This window comes from Xanthobacter sp. NM-59, from assembly GCF_021401125.1.
GTDB lineage: Bacteria > Pseudomonadota > Alphaproteobacteria > Rhizobiales > Xanthobacteraceae > Xanthobacter.
In genome coordinates, this window is record NZ_JACBFQ010000005.1 from 52370 (window position 1) to 70984 (window position 18615).

Annotated in this window: 19 protein-coding genes, 1 tRNA gene and 4 pseudogenes; 14 read left to right on the top strand and 10 right to left on the bottom strand. The window is 63.5% G+C overall.

Features of this window, described 5'->3' with window-relative positions:
• Positions 1 to 121: 121 nt before the first annotated feature.
• From L0966_RS11085 to L0966_RS22520, 4 genes are all read left to right on the top strand, one after another.
• Complete coding sequence (locus tag L0966_RS11085; protein WP_234051970.1) at positions 122 to 460, top strand: P-II family nitrogen regulator; 339 nt, start codon at positions 122 to 124, stop codon at positions 458 to 460.
• Between the two features lie 48 nt (positions 461 to 508).
• A complete protein-coding gene (gene glnA, locus L0966_RS11090) occupies positions 509 to 1924 on the top strand; it encodes a type I glutamate--ammonia ligase (RefSeq protein WP_234051971.1) in 1416 nt (471 codons plus the stop codon).
• A 179-nt stretch (positions 1925 to 2103) separates the two neighbouring features.
• Positions 2104 to 2178, top strand: a tRNA-Glu gene (locus L0966_RS11095).
• Between the two features lie 93 nt (positions 2179 to 2271).
• Positions 2272 to 2436 carry a hypothetical protein gene (locus tag L0966_RS22520; RefSeq protein WP_370640713.1) on the top strand — a complete coding sequence of 55 codons (165 nt, stop codon included), beginning with the start codon at positions 2272 to 2274 and terminating at the stop codon, positions 2434 to 2436.
• A gap of 249 nt (positions 2437 to 2685) precedes the next feature.
• Here the strand turns inward: L0966_RS22520 and L0966_RS22525 are convergent.
• Positions 2686 to 3177 (bottom strand): annotated as a pseudogene (locus tag L0966_RS22525) (recombinase family protein); the annotation flags it as partial.
• Between L0966_RS22525 and L0966_RS22530 the strand changes: the two are divergent.
• Entirely contained in the window at positions 3064 to 3342 is a 279-nt protein-coding gene (locus L0966_RS22530; protein WP_370640714.1) for a hypothetical protein, read from the top strand. The pseudogene L0966_RS22525 and the gene L0966_RS22530 sit on opposite strands and share 114 nt — an antisense overlap.
• 27 nt (positions 3343 to 3369) lie before the next feature.
• Here the strand turns inward: L0966_RS22530 and L0966_RS22535 are convergent.
• The 3 genes and pseudogenes from L0966_RS22535 to L0966_RS11110 all read right to left on the bottom strand — a co-directional run.
• Positions 3370 to 3783 (bottom strand): annotated as a pseudogene (locus L0966_RS22535) (recombinase family protein); the annotation flags it as partial.
• Between the two features lie 472 nt (positions 3784 to 4255).
• Entirely contained in the window at positions 4256 to 4609 is a 354-nt protein-coding gene (locus L0966_RS11105) for a type II toxin-antitoxin system PemK/MazF family toxin (protein ID WP_234051972.1), read from the bottom strand.
• Complete coding sequence (locus L0966_RS11110; protein ID WP_234051973.1) at positions 4606 to 4848, bottom strand: antitoxin MazE family protein; 243 nt, start codon at positions 4846 to 4848, stop codon at positions 4606 to 4608. Before L0966_RS11110 ends, L0966_RS11105 begins: the two co-directional genes overlap by 4 nt.
• Before the next feature lie 312 nt (positions 4849 to 5160).
• On the opposite strand from L0966_RS11110, the gene L0966_RS11115 reads away from it, so the two are divergent.
• Complete coding sequence (locus L0966_RS11115; RefSeq protein ID WP_234051974.1) at positions 5161 to 5481, top strand: integration host factor subunit alpha; 321 nt, start codon at positions 5161 to 5163, stop codon at positions 5479 to 5481.
• A gap of 373 nt (positions 5482 to 5854) precedes the next feature.
• Here the strand turns inward: L0966_RS11115 and L0966_RS11120 are convergent, their stop codons facing one another.
• A complete protein-coding gene (locus L0966_RS11120; RefSeq protein WP_234051975.1) occupies positions 5855 to 7948 on the bottom strand; it encodes a DUF3363 domain-containing protein in 2094 nt (697 codons plus the stop codon).
• A gap of 381 nt (positions 7949 to 8329) precedes the next feature.
• Here L0966_RS11120 and L0966_RS11125 point away from each other — a divergent pair, with 381 nt between their 5' ends.
• From L0966_RS11125 to L0966_RS11140, 4 genes and pseudogenes are all read left to right on the top strand, one after another.
• Positions 8330 to 8851 carry a hypothetical protein gene (locus L0966_RS11125; RefSeq protein WP_234051976.1) on the top strand — a complete coding sequence of 174 codons (522 nt, stop codon included), beginning with the start codon at positions 8330 to 8332 and terminating at the stop codon, positions 8849 to 8851.
• Positions 8852 to 8947: 96 nt separating this feature from the next.
• Positions 8948 to 9154, top strand: a complete 207-nt coding sequence (locus tag L0966_RS11130) for a hypothetical protein (protein WP_234051977.1) — start codon at positions 8948 to 8950, stop codon at positions 9152 to 9154.
• Positions 9155 to 9225: 71 nt separating this feature from the next.
• Positions 9226 to 9876, top strand: coding sequence for an IS66 family transposase zinc-finger binding domain-containing protein (locus L0966_RS11135; protein ID WP_234051978.1), 651 nt, complete (start codon positions 9226 to 9228; stop codon positions 9874 to 9876).
• Between the two features lie 20 nt (positions 9877 to 9896).
• A pseudogene (locus tag L0966_RS11140) lies at positions 9897 to 10238 on the top strand (IS3 family transposase); the annotation flags it as partial.
• 1108 nt (positions 10239 to 11346) lie between these two features.
• On the opposite strand, the gene L0966_RS11150 reads toward L0966_RS11140, so the two are convergent.
• Complete coding sequence (locus L0966_RS11150) at positions 11347 to 11559, bottom strand: cold-shock protein (RefSeq protein ID WP_234051979.1); 213 nt, start codon at positions 11557 to 11559, stop codon at positions 11347 to 11349.
• Positions 11560 to 11951: 392 nt separating this feature from the next.
• On the opposite strand from L0966_RS11150, the gene L0966_RS11155 reads away from it, so the two are divergent.
• Entirely contained in the window at positions 11952 to 12815 is an 864-nt protein-coding gene (locus tag L0966_RS11155; protein WP_234051980.1) for a transglutaminase family protein, read from the top strand.
• On the opposite strand, the gene nhaA is transcribed toward L0966_RS11155, so the two are convergent.
• A complete protein-coding gene (gene nhaA / locus L0966_RS11160; protein ID WP_370640730.1) occupies positions 12805 to 14139 on the bottom strand; it encodes a Na+/H+ antiporter NhaA in 1335 nt (444 codons plus the stop codon). The two genes, L0966_RS11155 and nhaA, sit on opposite strands and share 11 nt — an antisense overlap.
• Before the next feature lie 118 nt (positions 14140 to 14257).
• On the opposite strand from nhaA, the gene L0966_RS11165 reads away from it, so the two are divergent.
• Both L0966_RS11165 and L0966_RS11170 read left to right on the top strand, forming a co-directional pair.
• Entirely contained in the window at positions 14258 to 14470 is a 213-nt protein-coding gene (locus tag L0966_RS11165) for a hypothetical protein (protein WP_234051982.1), read from the top strand.
• A gap of 394 nt (positions 14471 to 14864) precedes the next feature.
• Positions 14865 to 15052 (top strand): annotated as a pseudogene (locus tag L0966_RS11170) (transposase); the annotation flags it as partial.
• Positions 15053 to 15271: 219 nt separating this feature from the next.
• Here the strand turns inward: L0966_RS11170 and L0966_RS11175 are convergent.
• From L0966_RS11175 to L0966_RS11185, 3 genes are all read right to left on the bottom strand, one after another.
• On the bottom strand, positions 15272 to 15505 hold the full coding sequence (locus L0966_RS11175) for a hypothetical protein (RefSeq protein WP_234051983.1): 234 nt from the start codon (positions 15503 to 15505) through the stop codon (positions 15272 to 15274).
• A 376-nt stretch (positions 15506 to 15881) separates the two neighbouring features.
• Positions 15882 to 17246, bottom strand: coding sequence for a UDP-N-acetylglucosamine-peptide N-acetylglucosaminyltransferase (locus L0966_RS11180; RefSeq protein WP_234051984.1), 1365 nt, complete (start codon positions 17244 to 17246; stop codon positions 15882 to 15884).
• Positions 17247 to 17434: 188 nt separating this feature from the next.
• Positions 17435 to 18238: an N-formylglutamate amidohydrolase gene (locus L0966_RS11185; RefSeq protein WP_234051985.1), complete on the bottom strand. Its 804-nt coding sequence runs from the start codon at positions 18236 to 18238 to the stop codon at positions 17435 to 17437.
• A 101-nt stretch (positions 18239 to 18339) separates the two neighbouring features.
• Between L0966_RS11185 and L0966_RS11190 the strand changes: the two genes are divergently transcribed.
• Positions 18340 to 18615 carry a hypothetical protein gene (locus L0966_RS11190; RefSeq protein ID WP_234051986.1) on the top strand — a complete coding sequence of 92 codons (276 nt, stop codon included), beginning with the start codon at positions 18340 to 18342 and terminating at the stop codon, positions 18613 to 18615.

Consider the following 18615-nt stretch of genomic DNA (forward strand, 5'->3'; position numbering starts at 1 on the left):
GACTCCCATTCGCCGGCTTTCGATGGCATCCAACCGTGGCCGGACGTATGGCACACATCCTGCTTAACTGTCGCCGGCTCGACCATGCGGCGGCGGGTCGGGCCACGGGGAGACGGAGCGCATGAAGAAGATCGAGGCAATCATAAAGCCCTTCAAGCTCGATGAGGTGAAAGAGGCGCTGCAGGACGTGGGCCTGCAGGGCATCACCGTCACCGAGGCGAAGGGCTTTGGGCGCCAGAAGGGCCACACGGAGCTTTATCGCGGTGCCGAGTACGTGGTGGACTTCCTCCCTAAGGTGAAGATCGAGATCGTGCTCGCCGACGAGATGGTGGACAAGGCCGTTGACGCGATTCGTCGCGCCGCCCAGACGGGACGGATTGGAGACGGCAAGATATTCGTATCTCCGGTCGAGGAAGCGATCCGCATCCGCACCGGCGAGTCCGGCCTCGATGCCATCTGACGCCCCCCAAGGTGCCACCAAGTTTTTCGCAGAAAGGTAGACATCCACATGACGACCATGACGGCCAAGGACGTCCTCGAGAAGATCAAAGCCGAGGACGTGAAGTACGTCGACCTGCGCTTCACGGACCCGCGCGGCAAGTGGCAGCACGTCACCTTCGACATCTGCATGGTGGATGAGGAATTCCTGATCGAGGGCACCGCCTTCGACGGCTCCTCCATCGCCGGTTGGAAGGCCATCAACGAGTCCGACATGCTGCTCATGCCGGACCTGAGCACGGGCTACATCGACCCCTTCTTCTCGGAGACCACGCTCTCCATGGTCTGCGACGTGCTGGAGCCGACCACCGGCCAGCCCTACGGCCGCGACCCGCGCTCCATCGCCAAGAAGGCCGAGGCTTACGCCAAGTCCACCGGCATCGGCGACACCGTGTTCTTCGGCCCCGAGGCCGAGTTCTTCATTTTCGACGACGTGCGCTTCAAGGCCGACCCGTACAACACGGGCTTCAAGCTTGACTCCGTCGAGCTGCCGACCAACGCCGACACCGAATATGAGGGCGGCAACCTCGGCCACCGCGTGCGCACCAAGGGCGGCTACTTCCCCGTGCCCCCGATCGACAGCGCCCAGGACATGCGCTCCGAGATGCTCGCCGCCATGGCCAAGATGGGCGTGACCGTCGAGAAGCACCACCACGAGGTGGCTTCCGCTCAGCACGAGCTGGGCATGAAGTTCAACACCCTGGTGACCATGGGCGACCAGCTGCAGGTCTACAAGTACTGCATCCACCAGGTTGCCAACATCTATGGCAAGACCGCGACCTTCATGCCGAAGCCGGTCTACGGCGACAACGGCTCGGGCATGCACGTCCACCAGTCCATCTGGAAGGACGGCAAGCCCCTGTTCGCCGGCGACAAGTATGCTGACCTGTCCGAGTACTGCCTGTGGTACATCGGCGGCATCATCAAGCACGCCAAGGCCATCAACGCCTTCACCAACCCGCTGACCAACTCCTACAAGCGTCTGGTCCCGGGCTTCGAGGCGCCGGTGCTGCTGGCTTACTCCGCGCGTAACCGCTCGGCGTCCTGCCGCATCCCCTACACCAACAACCCGAAGGCCAAGCGCGTCGAGGTCCGCTTCCCCGATCCGGGCGCGAACCCCTACCTCGCCTTCGCCGCGCTGTTCATGGCCGGCATGGACGGCATCCTGAACCGCATCGACCCCGGCCAGGCCATGGACAAGGATCTCTACGACCTGCCCCCGGCCGAGCTGAAGCAGATCCCGACCGTGTGCGGCTCGCTGCGTGAGGCTCTCGCCTCGCTCGAGGCCGACCACGAGTTCCTGCTGAAGGGCGATGTGTTCCAGAAGGACTTCATCGAGTCCTACATCGAACTCAAGATGCAGGAAGTGCACCGGTTCGAGATGACCCCTCACCCGGTCGAATTCGAGATGTACTACTCGGTGTGATGAATCGGGAGGCTCGGCGCCTGCGTCGCGCCTCCCTCTCATCGGCACGTTTTCTGCGACTGGGGCGCCCCTTGGGAGGCGCCCCTTTTCTTTGCCTGGAGCCGACAAAGGGCCTTTGGAAAACTCCCCCAAGGCGCTTGCCGAACCCGAATCCGCCCCCTATAAGGACCCTCGCCTGAGCGCCCTTCGTCTATCGGTTAGGACGCCACCCTTTCACGGTGGAGAGAGGAGTTCGATTCTCCTAGGGCGCGCCACTTGCGTACAAAGCCGCGAACCCCCGGATGGGTGGCTTGATCGGCGCGTACGGCCCGTTCCAGCACCGTCTTTGAACCGTGGATGCGGATGACGTGGTCATCGACCTCTACGGCGTCGATCAGGGATCGCAGATAGGCCTTGCGGAACGGCACCGTGCCTTCGGTGATGTTGGTGCGCATGAGCTGGCCGAACCGGGCAATCCGGTCCGGGTCCAGCCGCCCGGCTACACCCCGGTTCGCGATCCGCTCCAGGGCTGACCGCGCCCGGTCGCGGTCGGACTTGAGCGCTGCAATGCGCTCCTTCAGCATGTCGTCGAGGTCGGTGAGACCATCCTCCACCAGTTCGTAGAGCCGCCGGAGCTTGTCTTCCGTAGCTCCGGCTTCGCGGCGCAAATCCTCGATCCGGCCCTGGACCTCGGCATCGGCCTGCATGCGCCGGTCGGCAACGGAGTGGAGCAACGCCTCCAGTCGTTCGGGGAGAAGAATGCGCTCCGCCACATGCTTGGTCACGAGTTGGTCGAGCTTGTCCATGGGGACCGAGCGGCCCTTGCAGGCTGCCTCGCCCACGCGGGCAGAGGACGAGCAACTGTAATAGCGGTAGACCCTGCCGGTCTTCGACGTGCCGGTGCGCAGGGTCATGGCGCAGCCGCAGGACGCACAATAGGCAAGGCCGGTCAGAAGGATCGGTCCGGTGATGGCCCGCGGCGGGCTGTTCTGCGGGCTCTTGGCCTTCAGGGTCTTCTGCACCTTGTCGAAGATGGTGCGGTCGACCATGGCCGGAACGGCGATGGGGATGACCTCGGTCTGTGGCTTCACCTGCCCGGTCTTGGAGTTGCGCTTGTTGAAGCTCCACGCCCCCACATAGACGGTGTTGGTCAGGATCCCATGTACGGTGCCGACACCGAACCTCGCGCCGAGCCGGGTGCGATAGCCCCTGGCGTTGAGGTGCTTGGTGATCTCCTTGATGCCCATGGGGCCGGACGCGCCGTCGCCTTGCAGATAAAGATCGAACATGAGTCGAACGAGTTCGGCTTCGACGGGATCGACGACAATCCGCTTCTTGGTGCGGTGGCCACGCTTCTCCACCTCTTCGAGGGTGAAGCCGAGCGGCAGGCGCGCCCCGTTGTAGAAGCCCTGCCGGGCGTTCTCCTTCATCGCGCGTAGGACGTGCTTGGCATTCTCGCGGGACTGGTATTCGTCGAACAGGGCGATGACCTGTCGCATCATCACCTGGGCCGGATCGTCCCCGAGTTCCTGGGTGATGGAAACGAGCCGCACGCCGTGCTTGGCGAGGCGGCGGATGTACATCTCCAGCCCGAAGGCATCACGGAAGAAGCGGCTGAAGCTGTGGACGACGACGACATCGAATGGATGATCGTCGTCGCACGCCCGCTCGATCATCCGCTGGAACTCGTGCCGATTGTCGTCCATGGCGGAGGCGCCCGGCTCGACATATTCGGCGAGGACCGGCCACCCCTGCCGCTCGCAATAGGCTGCGGTCTGAAGGCGCTGGTCTGGAATGGAAAGGTCGACCTCCGCCTGCCGGGTGGTGGAAACCCTGAGATAGAGCACGGCGCGGCTCGCAACAGGCAGGGTCACGTTCATGGCCGGACTTCCCCTCGCTTCGGTGCCGTCACTTCAGAAGCGCGTCGATCGCCTGCCGCAAGAATGCTTCGATCACGTCGACCTCGTCGGTGGTGATCGGGACGGTCGATGGCCAGTCGTCGGTGACGTGCCAGACGCCGGAATCATGCGCATGCGAGTCTTGCGGCGCAAGGCGTTTCAGAGATTTTCCGTTCCTTCCGATGCCGGGATTCGATCCTTTCGAGCGTGACGCACCGGTAGAACCAGAAGACGGGATCACCCCTTCGCAGGACGCGATGGTTCTTGTCTTCCTTCGACGAAGAGGGCGTGACCGGAGCATGTCCGCAGGATCACGCCATCGGACAAGTTCAAGAATAGCCTAATTTTACGCTGGGCTACGATCTTGTAGAGCAGCGCAAAAATACTTATCCGATACGGAAAGGGAGAAGCGTAGCTGGACAGCTGTAGCGGGTGAGGACTGCTCACGCCGGTTCTATGACCGCCGCTTCGCCCCAGAAGATGCGGCCAATCCGAGGAAGACCACGATGGCCCGGTTGAGGCGCAGGACATCCTCATCATCCAGGCGCCCGACGCGCATCCCGACCTTGGATTTCGGGACGGTCGTGATCTTGTCCACCATCAGGCGGCACGTGGTCCTGAGCCCGTTACGTTCGTTGGGCGCCACCGGAAGGCGGAACAGGGGTGCGTCGGACTCGTCGGTGGTGAAGGCGCAGATGGTGATCGAATCCGTGGCGTCAAAGGTATCATCCTGGACGATGACAACGGGACGCGGCTTGCCCGCATAGTCCTTGCCGCCGGCGACGGTCCAGATGTCACCACGCCTCATTCATCACCCCAATCCGATGCCGCGTCGATGAAGGCCTGATCCTCACCGGCATGGGGGCTCGTCGCGACGGCCAGCGACTGGCGATGTGCCTCCGACCGGAAGGACGGTGCGCGCACGTCGGGCACCCAGATCTGGATGGGCCGCAAGCCCTGGGACCGCAGACGCGCGCGATAATCCCGGACCTTCACGCGGGAGGACTTGGGCGTCGATGCCGTGGGCACGTGATGGGACCTCGTCATGGTTACATGTAACCTAGCAGGAAGACCCGCCTGCAACCAGTGCTTTCGATGCGGAGTGGTTCGAACTGCATCATCGACGAGAACGCAAATGGCCGCCCGCCGCCCTGCCGTTTTAGGCGCCTTTGCATTGACCTTCCCGCGCGTGCATAGCTAGTTTGCGAGGAACATAGCTCGCCGATACAGGGGTGCGCGAGAGCGTGGCGTTTGTCACATTGATGGGTCCTGCTCTGCTGAAATCGATCGGGGTCTAATGCGAGACCCTGGGCGTGGTGGGTCGCAGAGCTGCGTGAGCTTTCTGGGGCTGGAGGATAAATGGCTGGTCGGACCATAACGCGGGTGGATCCGTGTGAAGCGGTTTATCAGCAGGTGGGGCTGTCTCGCATCGAGTCCGCCCAGTTCGTCGAGATGGTCCTCAAAGAGATTGCCGACTGCCTCGCGCGCGGCGAGACAGTGAAATTGGCGTCCTTCGGCTCCTTCGTCGTCCGCGAGAAGGGTCAGCGCATCGGCCGCAATCCCAAGACCGGGCAGGAAGTGCCCATCGCGCCGCGCCGAGTGATGGTCTTCAAGCCGTCGAGCATCCTCAAGAACCGCATCAACGGCACACCTTCGGACGGGGCAGCCGACGAGGATTGATACGAATTCCTTCAGGCAAGGCGGTGCGGCCGGAAGAAACTGCAGCTTTCATTGCCTTGGGTGGCGGAACAGCTTTCGTTCAAAACCTACTGCGAAGAGGCGCCTTTTCAGAAGACACACCACGCTCTCGATCCAAGCCTATGTCTCCCCGCACGTCGTTCGATCCGTTGCAATCGCTCTTGGAGCGCCCACGCTCCCAATCCGCCTTATCTGCTTGCCGAGCCCTTGCCGGGCCGGGGGCAGCCGGTCAAGGCCGTGAGCCGCGCAGCGGGGGCGCGCCAGCGCCAGCCTTGAGGGGCTGGCTCAGGTCCAGCCCAATGCTTCGCAGCAGACAAGGCCTGCCCGCAGTGCTGCCGCTCCTTGGGAGAACGTCTCACAACCCCAGCCCGCGTTTGCGTCCGAAGCTCCACTCGATGCCGCCGTCGTCGCGCACGGTACCGGTGACGTACTGCCCGATACGTTTCTCGATTGTGGGTTGCCACGGTACGAGCTGGAAGCCCATGCCGTCGTCGATCACGGCGAAGCGCCCGGAGGCGAGGTTGGCGGAGCCGGTGAGCTTGCCGCTGACATATTCGCCGGCTTTCGCCTCGACGAAGGCCAATCCCCGTTCCGCGGCCATCTCGCGACCGATGCGCGCGATCTCGGCTCGTTCCAGGCGCGCAAGGATGTCCCGCGGAGCCCGAACCGCCCCGTCCTCCAGCCGGACCGCGTGCCCCTGATCGACGAGGCTTTGCCGCCGCCTCTCCATCGCCTCGCTCACCTCCCGGCCGAACCCCGCCTCGGCCAGTGGCGTCCGCTCGCGCGAGGCCAGCTCCCGGTCGAGCCAGGTCGCCCCGTCGCTCCTTACCTGGTGGTCAAGGTTGAGGGTTGAGAGCGTGCGGACGGAGAAGTCCTTCGCCTGGTCCCGCGCATCATAGGCCATACCCCGCGCGGCGATATCGGCGGGGATCTTCCAATGGTCGGCGTCGATGCGCTCCACATGGCCTGCTCGGCGCAGCGCCTCGAGCCGGCGCACGTGGGAGCGGACGTAGGCTTCCGGATCGCCCTTGATCCGCTCGATCTCCGGGCGGGCGGCCTCCAGATGCAAGCTCGGTCGGTAGATGCCGCCCGAGCGTTCTGCAAGGTCATGAATGTTGAGGTCCGCCGCCCGCGGCTCGGCTTTGACCGGAATAGGATCGAGCGCAACGATGTGCCCCCGTCCGACCGCGTCCAGCCGGGTGGCGTCCGCCGTTTCCACGTAGTGGGTGCGTCCATCCACGGCGTCGATGACGAGGTGCATTCGGTCGCCCATCTCGTCGCCGGCGGCAAGGCCCTTGGCCAACACCCGCCCGACGATGGGCTCGGTGACGGTCTGACCGTGGAGGACGTAGCGATCCGTCCCCCGCTCCTCGGCGAGGCCGTGATCGGCCAGCGTGCGCTGCATGGTCGCGACGATCTCGTTGCGCGTGCCGAGATCGCGCAACGTGCGCTCCGCATCCGCCTTCAGCCGCCAGCGGGCGGGCTCGACTTCTTCGGCGAGGCCGTAGCGCTCCAGCCGCTTCGCGCGGTCCACCAGCAAGTGACGATTGGCCCGCACCGTATAGCTGTCGGTAGCATCGGGTCGAAGGTCGACGATGCCGCGCTCCTCCTGCTCGGCGAGGAGCATTCGGTCGAGCCGCGTCAGCCGTTCGGCCCCGACTTCCCGCCGGAGCTTCTGGGTCACCTCCAGCTCGGTCTGCGGCCCGAGTTCCAGCGTCACCAGCTCCTGCGCCCGGTGGCGGATGCCTTGGGCGATGTAGTCGCCGGCGATGTTGAGGATGCGGCCATCATCGAGCACGCCCCGCACCAGGATGTGGGTGTGGGGATGGCCGGTGTTGTGGTGATCGACGGCGATCCAGTCGAGCCGGGTGTCGAGGTCCTGCTCCATCTGGCGCATGAGGTCGCGGGTGAAGCCCTTGAGGTCGCCCATCTCGACGCCATCCTCGGGAGCGACGATGAAGCGGAACTGGTGGCGGTCGTCGCGCCCCCGTTCGACGAAGGCGCGGCCGTCCGCCTCGTCCTCCAACGCGGAATAGGCCCGGCCCTTCTCGCCCTCCCGCGTGACCCCGTCGCGTTCCAGATAGCGGAGGTGGGCGTCCATGGCGGTACGGGCGGTGCCGCGCATGCCCGATGCCCCGCGCCGGGGGTTGAGCCTGACGATGCGGGCCTTCACCACCACGCGGCGGGACCGGAAGCGCGGACCGCCTTTGTCCTGACCCCGTCCCTCCGCCGGGAAGCCGGCCACCACCCTGGCGCCGCGCCCGCGCGCATTGAACCGCCCGCTTCCCTTCCCAGCTGGACCATCGCCATAAGGCGACGCTCCGCCGGCCTTGCGCGCGGCGGCCTGGACTTGGTTCAGGAAGGACTGTGCCCGCGGGTGGGCGCGCGTGCTCTCGGCGCGCAGCCGCCCCGCGCGGATACGGAAATCACTGTCGTCCCGGTCTGCCATGGGGCGCAGAATTGACGCTGGTTTCGAGGCATTCAAGCCTTCAAATCCGGCTATCGTAGTATAGCGTAGAAAAACTTGCCGTGGCGTTGAAAATTCGATGGGCACCTCTTAGGAGAAGCACCTCAACATACTCATACAAAATCATATTCTGAGGCAAAGGAGCAGCAGTGCACCATGCACGATGACCGAATCCCGCGTTTTCTGAAGCAGAAAACAATGTGCAGACAAGATTTTGCGAGCAATGCGAGCGCGGATTGAAAATCCGCTTTATCTTGCCATCACTCTCCCGCTGCGTAAGCGTCCGGCCCCTGCACAGTATTGGCGTGGTGCAAAATCGGGGCATGTCGGGTTCCTTCGTAGCATGGAGGATCTCCGATGAATTTGAGACATTTCGAGAACACGGCGCGGCAGTCCTTTTGGGTTGTTCACATCGAGGCGTGGCGGCAGAGCGGGCTGGACCGGACGAACTATTGCCGCCAGCACGGACTCTGGAAGTGCACGTTCGATCGCTGGCTGAAGTATCTGGCCGGCAAGGAAGCGGCCCGTAAGCATGTGGAATATCAGGCGGAACTGCGCCGGTCGAAGCGCCGTGAAGCCGAGGAAAAGCGCCAGAAGAGACGCGCCCGGCTGCGCTTCAGCGTGAGCACGGATGAGCGCAACCGTGCGCTTCAGGCGTTCTGGGCGATGCATGTCGAGGCGATGAACTGGAGCGGGATGGGCATGCGCGAGTACGCCGCTGCGCTCAATCTGTCGCCGACGAGCCTGCGCAAATGGCGCGACCGGCTGGACGAGGGCGAGGTGGAGATCGACTGGCGCGCGCATCTTCACCCCTCCGCCCGTCCGGTCGTTGGCACTAGTGCCAGCGAAAAGCCGGCGGACGGCCTCTTGACGGCTCCGTCGTAGGGCGAACCGGAGGCGCCGCGGCAGCCGATCCAGCGTGTCTTCAGCGACGAGGAAAAGCGCGCCATCGCACTAGAGAGCGACTAGGCGGGCGTCAGCGTGTCGAGCGTGGCGCGCAAGCACGGCATCGTCACGGGACTGCTGTTCCGCTGGCGGGTGCAGTTCGGCGTCGCGCAGAAGAAGCGCGCGAAGCTGGCGCCCGTCGCGCTGGACGAAGGAACGCCGGCGGCACGTGTGGCCATGCTGATCGAAGGCATCGACTGGCGTGCGCCGGAACGTGTCTGGAAACCGGCGCTGGCGGGATGAAAAGACACGCAAATGCCGACAGATGAAGGCTTCTAAGCTGGGCGCGACGCGGTTTTGCAGTAGAATAGCGCATGCGCCTCGATCTGGATAACCTGCCCTCCGATGTCGACCTCCTGCACCAGCTGGTGCGCGAGATTGTGGGTGTCGTCGAGAGCCGCGACGGCGAGATCGAGCGCCTTCAGTCGATCATCAAGAAGCTGCAGCGGGGGCAGTTCGGCCGCCGTTCCAAACGCCTCGCTCCCGATCAGGTGGCGCTCGCGCTGGAAGATCTCGACAGCGACATCGCCCGCATCAGGGAGTGCCGGCCAGGCGTCGATGAGCCGCCGGCCGAGCGGCCGCCCCATCGCAAGGCACGGCCCGATGACCTGCCGCGCAAAGACGTGCTCATCGACGTCGAGCACGAGGTCTGCGCGTGCTGCGGTGGCCCTCTCCATGCCATCGACGAGAGCCAGGCGGAGATGCTCGACTGGGTTCCGGCGCAGCTGCGGGTGATCCGTATCACGCGGCCCAAATACGCGTGCCGTGTCTGCGAAAGCGTCACGCAGGCGCCCGCGCCGGAGCGGTTGATTGCCGGCGGTCTGGCGACGCCGGCGCTGCTGGCGCAGGTGCTGATCTGCAAATATTGCGATCACACGCCGCTCTACCGGCAGTCGCAGATCTTCGCCCGGCATGGTGTCGATCTGGCACGCTCCACGCTGGCCGGATGGGTCGGCGGCGCATGACGGCCGAGCGGGATACCTCGCTGGTCATGGATGCGCTGATGATGGCCGTCTGGCGGCGCGGCAAGGCCGATTCCCTGCGGCATCACTCGGACCAGGGATCGCAATACACAAGTGCGCAGTTTCAAGGGCTTCTGGCCGATAACGGCATCACCTGTTCGATGAGCCGGGCCGGCAACGTCTGGGATAATTCCGTGATGGAGAGCTTCTTCTCTTCCCTGAAAACCGAGCGGACCGCCCGCAAGGTCTACCGCACCCGAGACGAAGCGCGGGCTGATGTCTTCGATTACATTGAGCGCTTCTACAACCTGTGCAGACGTCATTCAAAACTGGGCTATCTCAGCCCCATGGAGTTCGAGGCCCGCTATGCTAACTTAACCCGCTGGCCACGGAACCGGCAGCAGCTAAACTTTCTACCCCGCAGCGCGGTCCATGACAGCCGATGCAGTAAGCTAATCTTGGATAGTATCGGCGAACGCCCGGGCAAAGCGGATAGCCAGAGCCCGAGCGTCCGCCTGGAGCTGGACGTTGCTTTTTGGTGCGTCAGCGCTGTTACGGACAGGGATATCGAGCGTGAGGGTGCCTCCGCCGACATCTTGCTCGCGCCAGATCACCCGGGCGAGCAGGTGCTCGGCGTCGAGCGACTGAAAAACGATGTTGAGGCCTTTATTCATGGCGATCTGGCTGCCTTTCCGCTGTCGGGCATGGCCTGCGGCGCACCTGGGCGCCGGCCGAAAATCCGCGCGCTAAAAAAGTCGGCTGCGAACAGGCGGCGGAACTGGAGCGACATTGGCCACTCCTGTGAAGGGGGCGTTCATCTGATCGGCGGCGACGGCCGAGGGCAAATCGCGGCTGCTGGTCGATCGTTGGCGATCCTTCAACAGGGCGGCCTCCAACTCGACAGGGTCGATATCGAGACGTGCACTTCGCCCCTGAGGGGTGGAAATCGCTGGGGTATGCAGCATCGACGCTACACGCCGGTACGCGACGAAGGAGACGCCAAGAAGCTGCTCTTCATCCGTCACCACACGATACGTCCCCGCCGGCAGGAGGGCATCGGCGCCGCCCAGGCGAAAAGGGTGATCGAATGTGACGGTGGTTTCACGTGTTCGGATGTTCATGACCGTACCTCAGTTTAGCTCTTCTTTTTTGGAGTTCCTGTGGACGCGGGAGTCCCTTTGACGAAGAGGGGTTGGGCCTCAGGCTGCTTTATCTTTTTCGGCTTCTTGGCTTCGCGATTGCCGCGTTGCTGGCCTTTGGCCATAGGTGCCTCCTGGAAGTCTATCGGTTGATACCGGGGGTGAAACGAAAAACGCCTCGCAACCTCAATGAGGTAGCAAGGCGTCGCACGCCCTGCAGGGCGAAGGGGGGGCACATCGCGGTCAAAGCTGCCGGTACATCCGCGGTCAGCGACAGGCGCGCGATGTGCAGGGCCGCCATTCCCGGAAGGGTCCGGTCCGACGGCCATTCAAATCAGCTCAGGTCCTTAAGCATTTCGGCGGACATCTTGCCGCTCTTGCGGTCCGCAACGAGCTCAAAGCCCACCTTCTGGCCTTCGCGCAGATCGCTGAGACCCGCGCGCTCCACCGCGCTGATATGGACGAAGGCGTCGCCGCCACCTGCATCGGGGACGATAAATCCAAAGCCCTTCTGGGCGTTGAACCACTTCACGGTTCCCTCAGTCATGGGAAACCCTTTCGATCTAATATTTAGCTCCCAGCCTGCTGGCTGGGCGTCGAAATCGCATTTTTTGGCGAGAATTTTTGGTTGTGCGCAGCATTTTGTTCTGCGCGAAGCCAATTGATCAGGCTTTCTATCGACAATTCAAATATGGGCCAGAACGCTCGAAATAGCAACGACTTTTTATTTATATGAGTTTCAATCGGAAAATTGGTACGTTTTGTGCTGAGTATACAGTGTATACGGCTGGGGAGATGCGTGGTGCCGTCTCCTGTGGACACACGATCGAGCCCAAGATAGCCTCGCCGCGTGGCCTCAGGCGGCGCCATGTGCGCAAGCTTGCCTTTGCATCCCCGCCACGCCCTCATGACCCGACGCCGCCCGATGGAGAGCGCCCATTGATCACACTTCAGATCTACCACCGCACCACCTATCGCTTCCATCAGCCGGTGACCTTCGGTCCTCACCGGCTGATGCTTCGCCCCCGGGAAAGCCGCGACCTGCGGGTGATGTCCAACCACCTCACGTTGACGCCGGCAGCGACCGTGAACTGGGCCCAGGATGTGTTCGGCAACGCCGTCGCCACGGCGACCTTTGGGGTCGCCGGGGATCATCTGGTGATCGACAGCACGACGGAACTGCAGCTCGATGCCGCGCCCTGGCCGGTGTTCGCCATCGCCGGCACCGCCGTGTCCTTCCCGTTTCGCTATTCCGACGACGAGTGGACGGATCTTGGGGCATTGGGCGTGCCGCAGTTCCCCGACGCCTCCGGACGGCTGCGAAGCTGGGCGCAGGGCTTCGTTCGGGGAAACCCCACCGATACGCTGTCCCTGCTCCAGGACCTCAGTGCTGGCGTGTCGCAGCAGATCTCATATCAGAGCCGCGACGAGGAGGGGACGCAATCCCCGGAGCACACTCTGGACCGTGGCTGGGGCTCATGCCGGGATTTCGCGGTGCTGTTCGTGGAGGCCGTGCGTAGCCTTGGCTTCGGCGCGCGCCTCGTCTCGGGGTATCTCTACAATCCGGCGGGAACTTTCGCGGGTTCTCAGGGGTGGGGCTCGACCCATGCCTGGGCAGAGGTGTTCGTGCCCGGAGCAGGCTGGATCCCGTTTGATCCGACCAATCGCAGCATGGGCGGCTTCAACCTCATCCCGGTGGCGGTGGTGCGTGACATCCGCCAAGCCATTCCGGTTGAGGGCAGCTTCGTGGGAAACAGCAACGCCTTCCAGAACATGACAGTGGACGTCCACGTCACCTCATGACGGCAATGGAGTGCCGCGGTCCAGGGGATGTCAGAAGGATCAGCGCCAGCAGCCCGCCGGCAGCGGAGACCACCGACGCCGCCAGAATCCCGAGCTTTGCGGACGTGAGCAGCCCCCCGTCGAATGCCATCTCGGCAATGAACAGGGCCATGGTGAAGCCAATACCCGTGAGCATGGCTCCCGCCGCCAGCAAGCCCCAGGAGAGCCCGGCCGGTCGTTTGCCGAGGCCCAGCGCGACAGCAATAGCGCTGAACATCACGATGCCCGCCGGCTTTCCGACAACGAAGCCTGCGAAGACAGCAAATGCAAGCTCGCGGTGGAGTTCGGAGGGCACAATACTGACGCCAGCGTTCGCCAAGGCAAAAAGCGGCATGACCGCAAACGCAACCCAAGGATGGAGTAGCATCTCCAGTCGCTCGACGGGCGAGAGCGCCTCGCGGGCGGCGATGCCGGCCCGCCGCAGGTCCTGTCGCCCCTCGGTGTCGCCGGTCCAATGCTCGCCGGGCGGATAGGCCACCACCCGATCGAAGATGGCATGCAGGCGAATGTCGCTGACCCAACTCCGGGCGGGGGTCATCAGGCCGAGAATCACGCCAGCTAAGGTCGGGTGAATGCCACCCGCATCCAGTGCCAGCCAGATGGCCCCACCGATGGCGAAATAAATCGGGATGCTGCGAATTCCCAGCCGCGAGATGGCCGCCACCACGCCGAAACCCACGCCCGCCAGGACGAGGGGCGGCCAGGAGAGAGACCCGCCATAGCCGACAGTCACCACCACGATCGCGCCGACATCATCAAAGATCGCCAGCGATAGCAGGAACAGTCTCAAGCTCAATGGAATGCGGGGACCCAGGACCGCAAGAGCCCCGATGACGAAGGCGGTGTCCGTCGCCATGACGACGCCCCAGCCATGCCAGCCATCACTGCCGCTCTGCAACCCGAGAAACAGGCCGGCAGGCACCGCCATTCCGCCGAGTGCCGCCGCGAGTGAGAGCGCGACGGTCCGCGGATTGCGCAATTCTCCGAGGGCCATTTCACGCTTCAGTTCGAGGGCCACGACGAAGAAGAAGAGCGTCATCAGGCCATCGTTGATCCAATGCTGCAGGGAACGGGAAAGGCTGATGTCGCCGATCGTCAGGCCGATGGGCGTTTCCCAGATCGCCAGAAACGGCTTCGACCAAGGAGAGTTGGAGAGGGCAAGAGCCACGATCGTGGCCATCAGGAGCGCTGCGCTGGCCATGGCCTCGATGTGCAGGAAGCGCATGAACGGCTTGGTGAACCGGTCTGCTGGCTCCTGAGGAAGCCGCCCGAGGCCGTTCATGATCTTATTCATGATGTGCTTTTGCGGTTCACCCTCGGAACCTGCCAGAGGCATCCGGCACTCCAATATTTCTGCACGGGTCGAGCTCCGTCTTCACAGCCCTGCTGGTGGAGGCGTCCTTATGACTGTGAAGAAAGCGCGCGATGAGCGCTTTCAACTGCGCTGGGTCGTCGTCAGCGCTGGCGGCGATTTTCAAAAAGAGCGCACGTTGAACAGCCGTCGGCAGCTGGCTCCACGCCTTGACCACGGCTGCGCCCAAGCATTCGAGCGCGTGCCTCTCTGCATCCGTCAAGGTGCCATTCTGCCGCGACGCCTCATTTCGAGGCATCGGTGAGCCACCTTCGCCCTCCCAGCGTGCAATGGAAATTAATGCCTCGGCATGGGGAGGCAGAGTATCTTGGTAAGAGTTTTCCATAATTCTATCATATCACGGTTCAATGCCGTTCTAAATTCATATTGTTCGGTTTTCGCTTTTCTGCATACCATATGTGCTTAAAGCGATATTTGAATCCAAAAATGCGCGGCGGTTGGCGCTACCGCACGGATGGTTGCCACAGTGGCTCGTGGGAGGAGGCAGGGCGGCAACACTCTCCGGCGAGACCGGCGGGCCGAAAAGGAAGCCCTACCGCTTCCCGCAATTGGCTTCTCTCAGAGCCCAACCCGAAAAGAGTTGGGTGGTTTCAGCAGGTTGCGATTCTCTCAGGTTGGGAAGCTTGATCGAGACCACGATGGCCTGGAGCGAAACCGGCCAGAGCGATCACAGACGTCGTGGCCTGCGCTATTCGAGTGACCTGATGGATCGGGAATGAGCGCTGATTTCGCCCTCCTTGCCCAACCCCAGGCCGCTCGGCCGCCCGGGACAACGGATCTACGGGAGGTTGTGAACGCGACCCTCTATCGGGCATCGAGCGGCTGCGCCTGACGCACAGCGTGCTACGCGACCTTCGCTTCGTCGTTTCCTTCTTGATCCGGCTGAGATCCACGAGGAATGGCCTTTGGCCACTCGCCACGTTGCGGATATTCGACTTAACGCGCCAAACCCACCATTCGTCTTGATTACGTCGAATGTTGTGGTCACGCTCGGGCGATAGGCTCGTTTCTCGGATTGAATCCGAACTGCCCTTCTCCTGCTGAGTTATTTCGCGGCGTGTTTCAGGCACCAGTTCCAGTAGGCATCAACGCCTTGTTCGAGGGTGTGCGGAATCGGGTGGCCAGAAACATCAATGATCTGCGCATCGAGCTGTGCGGCGACGATCTGCCAGAAGCGGTCGACGAAGGCCTGAATGTCGGCTTCGACGATCATGCCACGGGCGCGCAAGACGCGTGCGCACACGGCGCGCGCGCGATCCTCGTTGGTGAGGGGGCTCATGCTCAAATCCTGGGCGTGAGAGTGACACGCTCCGAGCGCTGCATGACATCTGCGAAAGTCGTTACAGCGACCCACGCACGGCCCGTCAGGAGAGGGTTGGAGGCGCCGGCGATCTGGTCCAGAAGCGAGCCAGCATATTCCCCCATGGGGTGGCGCCGAATAAAGATGGCTGCCTCCTCAAGGGAGTGGAGCGCCTCGATTCTTCCGTCGACGCCAAGGCGTAGCGCATGCTCGGGTGGCTGGGACATGGAGGGCTCCAGATGTTGTGATGGTGCGGATACGCAAGCCTTGCCGCCGATCTGGCGAGCCTCGCGATGATCCAGCATCGGCGAGGAATGCGGCTTTCGGATGTCCCGGGGACCTGGTAGGGATGCCGTCACTTCGCCCATGCGCTCACTGTGGAGGGCCGCAGCTTGGCGCGGTGGCGCGCAACCATAGCGTGATAAAGGGCTTCAAGGCTGAGGGTGTAGGCTGCAACATCGAAGAGGGGCGTCGCAAGCCGGTTGTCGGCAAGTCGCGCGTTGATGGCGGCCATCTCATCGGGTGCGCTGGCGAGGCTGAAGGCCAGCTCGAAATAGCTCTGGAGGCTGTGGGTGACGAGGTCGCCGAGCCCGATGGCGTGGAGGATTGAGCCCGCCACGCGCGAGGGGAAGGTCGCGCCCGGACAGGTGATGAGTGGCACCCCCGCCCACAGAGCGTCGCTCGCCGTCGTGTGGGCGTTGAACGGCGCGGTGTCGAGCATCAGGTCAGCGAGCTGGAGCCGGGCCAGATGCGCCTCCTGCGGCAGGTTGGCGCCGAAGATCAGACGACGTGCATCCACGCCGCGGCGGATGACCTCGCTCCGCAGGTTCCCGGTCGCATGGGGGTGGTCCAAAAGCCACAAGACGCTGTCCGGCACCAGGGCCAGCAGTCGACACCAGATGTCGAAGATCTCCGGCGAAATCTTATAGGGCTGGTTGAAGCAGCAGAAGACGAAGCCGTGATCCGGCAGCCCCGCCGCGCTCCTCTGCGGTTTCTTCCCCACCGGCGTGCCGCGACCGTGGGGATGATAGGTGTGCGGCATGTAGGCCAGGGCTTCCGCATAATCCGGAGCGCTCTGCGGGGGCGTGAGAAACCGGTCTGTGATGAGATAGTCGCAGATGCCCGAGCCCATCGTTCCAGGGTAGCCGAGATAGCTGACGATGACCGGCGCTGGCCGCAGCAGGACGATGCCCGTGCGGGCCCGAGCGGTAAAGCCCTTGAGATCAATGAGGATGTCCACGCCATCCGCGTGAATGGCTTCGGCTGCGGCTGCGTCGTCCATGGCGCAGATGTCCACGAAGCGGTCACACGTCGCCATGAGCCGGCGGCGCATGGGCTGCCCGTCGTCGGCGCCGAAGGAGTAAGCGAAAACCTCGAAGTCGTCGCGGTCATGGGCTTCCAACACCTCCACCAGCAGGTGGGCGGTGGCGTGCTCCTGGAGATCGTTGGAGAGATAGCCGAGGCGGATCTTCTCCCCATCGCGGGCGGGGTAGGCGAACCCGCGCGCGGCGCGCGCACCGTGGGCCGCGGAGCGACGATCCCGGGTCCAGAGCTCCGAGCAGGCCCGCTGCTGAAGCGGGCTCATGCCCGGCACCGAAAGCAGGTGGAAGGGTGAGAGGCGATGGCCGATATCGTCCGCCAGGGCAGCCTCAAGGGCGAGGTCGTCGGCGTCGAGGTCGCTCCATTCGCATATGCCACGCTTGCGCCCGAAGTTGTCCATGGCCGACCTTCCGTTCCGAAACGCCGGCCTCCAGCCATTGTGGCCGAAGACATCTGGCACACCGGGCGGGGATCGACACCCCGCCCTCCAAAGGTCAGACCCTTCAAATTAAGCAAGAACTGCGCCGAGATGCGACCCGCCTGCCAATGCTCTTTGCGGCGCCGCGTGCTAATCTGGCGGGGTGCCCTTCAGGAGCGTTGCAGACATGGCGTTCTCATGTCGGCGGACGCCACCAGCGCCGCCGACAGAAGGCCGGCGAGGCGCGTGCCCCAGGCCAGTTGATCCGGCGCGCGCGCGATCAGGTCCTGGCGGATCTCAAGGCCGGCATGAAGGATGCCGCGCCGTTCGCCGTGCACGGGAATGGTCCAGTCCGTCGCGTCCGAGACATCATATGGGGCGTTGTCGCCAACCGTCAGGTCGCGTTCCCTCCGCAGCAGGTCAAGCAGCGTGCCGGCAAAGCGGCTGTCACGCTGATGAAGAACGCCGATGTGCCATGGACGCTGTACGCCGCCGAACACAGGCGTGAAGCTATGCAGCGCGACAAGGATTGTCGGCTTTCCGGCGGCCTGCCGTTGGTCGAGTACGGCGGCGATGCGCTCGTGATAGGGCTCGAAGAGCGCCTTCTCGCGGGACCGACGCGCCATGACGTCAATGGCTTGGTTGCCCGGCACATGCGTGCCGTCGCTGGTCTCGAGAATGGACTGTGGCGTGCCGGGCGGCCGATTGCAGTCGATGACGAGGCGGGAATAGTTCTGTTGTATGAGTGGCGCATCGAGTAGGTCTGCCAAGGACCGACCCACCTCGGCGATGCCGAGGTCCCAGGCAATGTGCCGCGCGCGGTCCGCGGCTCCGAGACCGAGGTCCCCGACTGCACGAGGTAGGGCGTTTCCCGCGTGATCCGAAACCAGAAGGAACGCGGATTGACCACCGGCATTGAAGAGTGAGACCGGCGGCATCTCATCCGCCGCCAACAAAGAGGTCGTTCCGCTCACGTGAGAGCCCTTCAGGCACAGACTGCACCCCATGCGCGGTCTCGAGCCACGCGCATCATAACCGATCACCCGGGCGACGCCCGCAAATCCTAGAGGTCCAGATGCTCATCCACGCAGGTTACGAGATCTCCTATGCGTGCCCCCAGCCGACACCCATGATCCTGACCTTGAGCGTGCATCCCTCCCGCATCTACGATCTGGAGACCCTCGACCGCGCTCTGTTCAATCCAGCGATCGCGGCCAACACCTATCACGACAGCTTTGGGAATTTCTGTCACGTCATCAACGCGCCGGCCGGCCAGCTCACCATCCATACGGATTTCATCATCCGCGACAGTGTGAACCGCTCCGGGTTTCTCGGAGGCCATTTCGTTTGA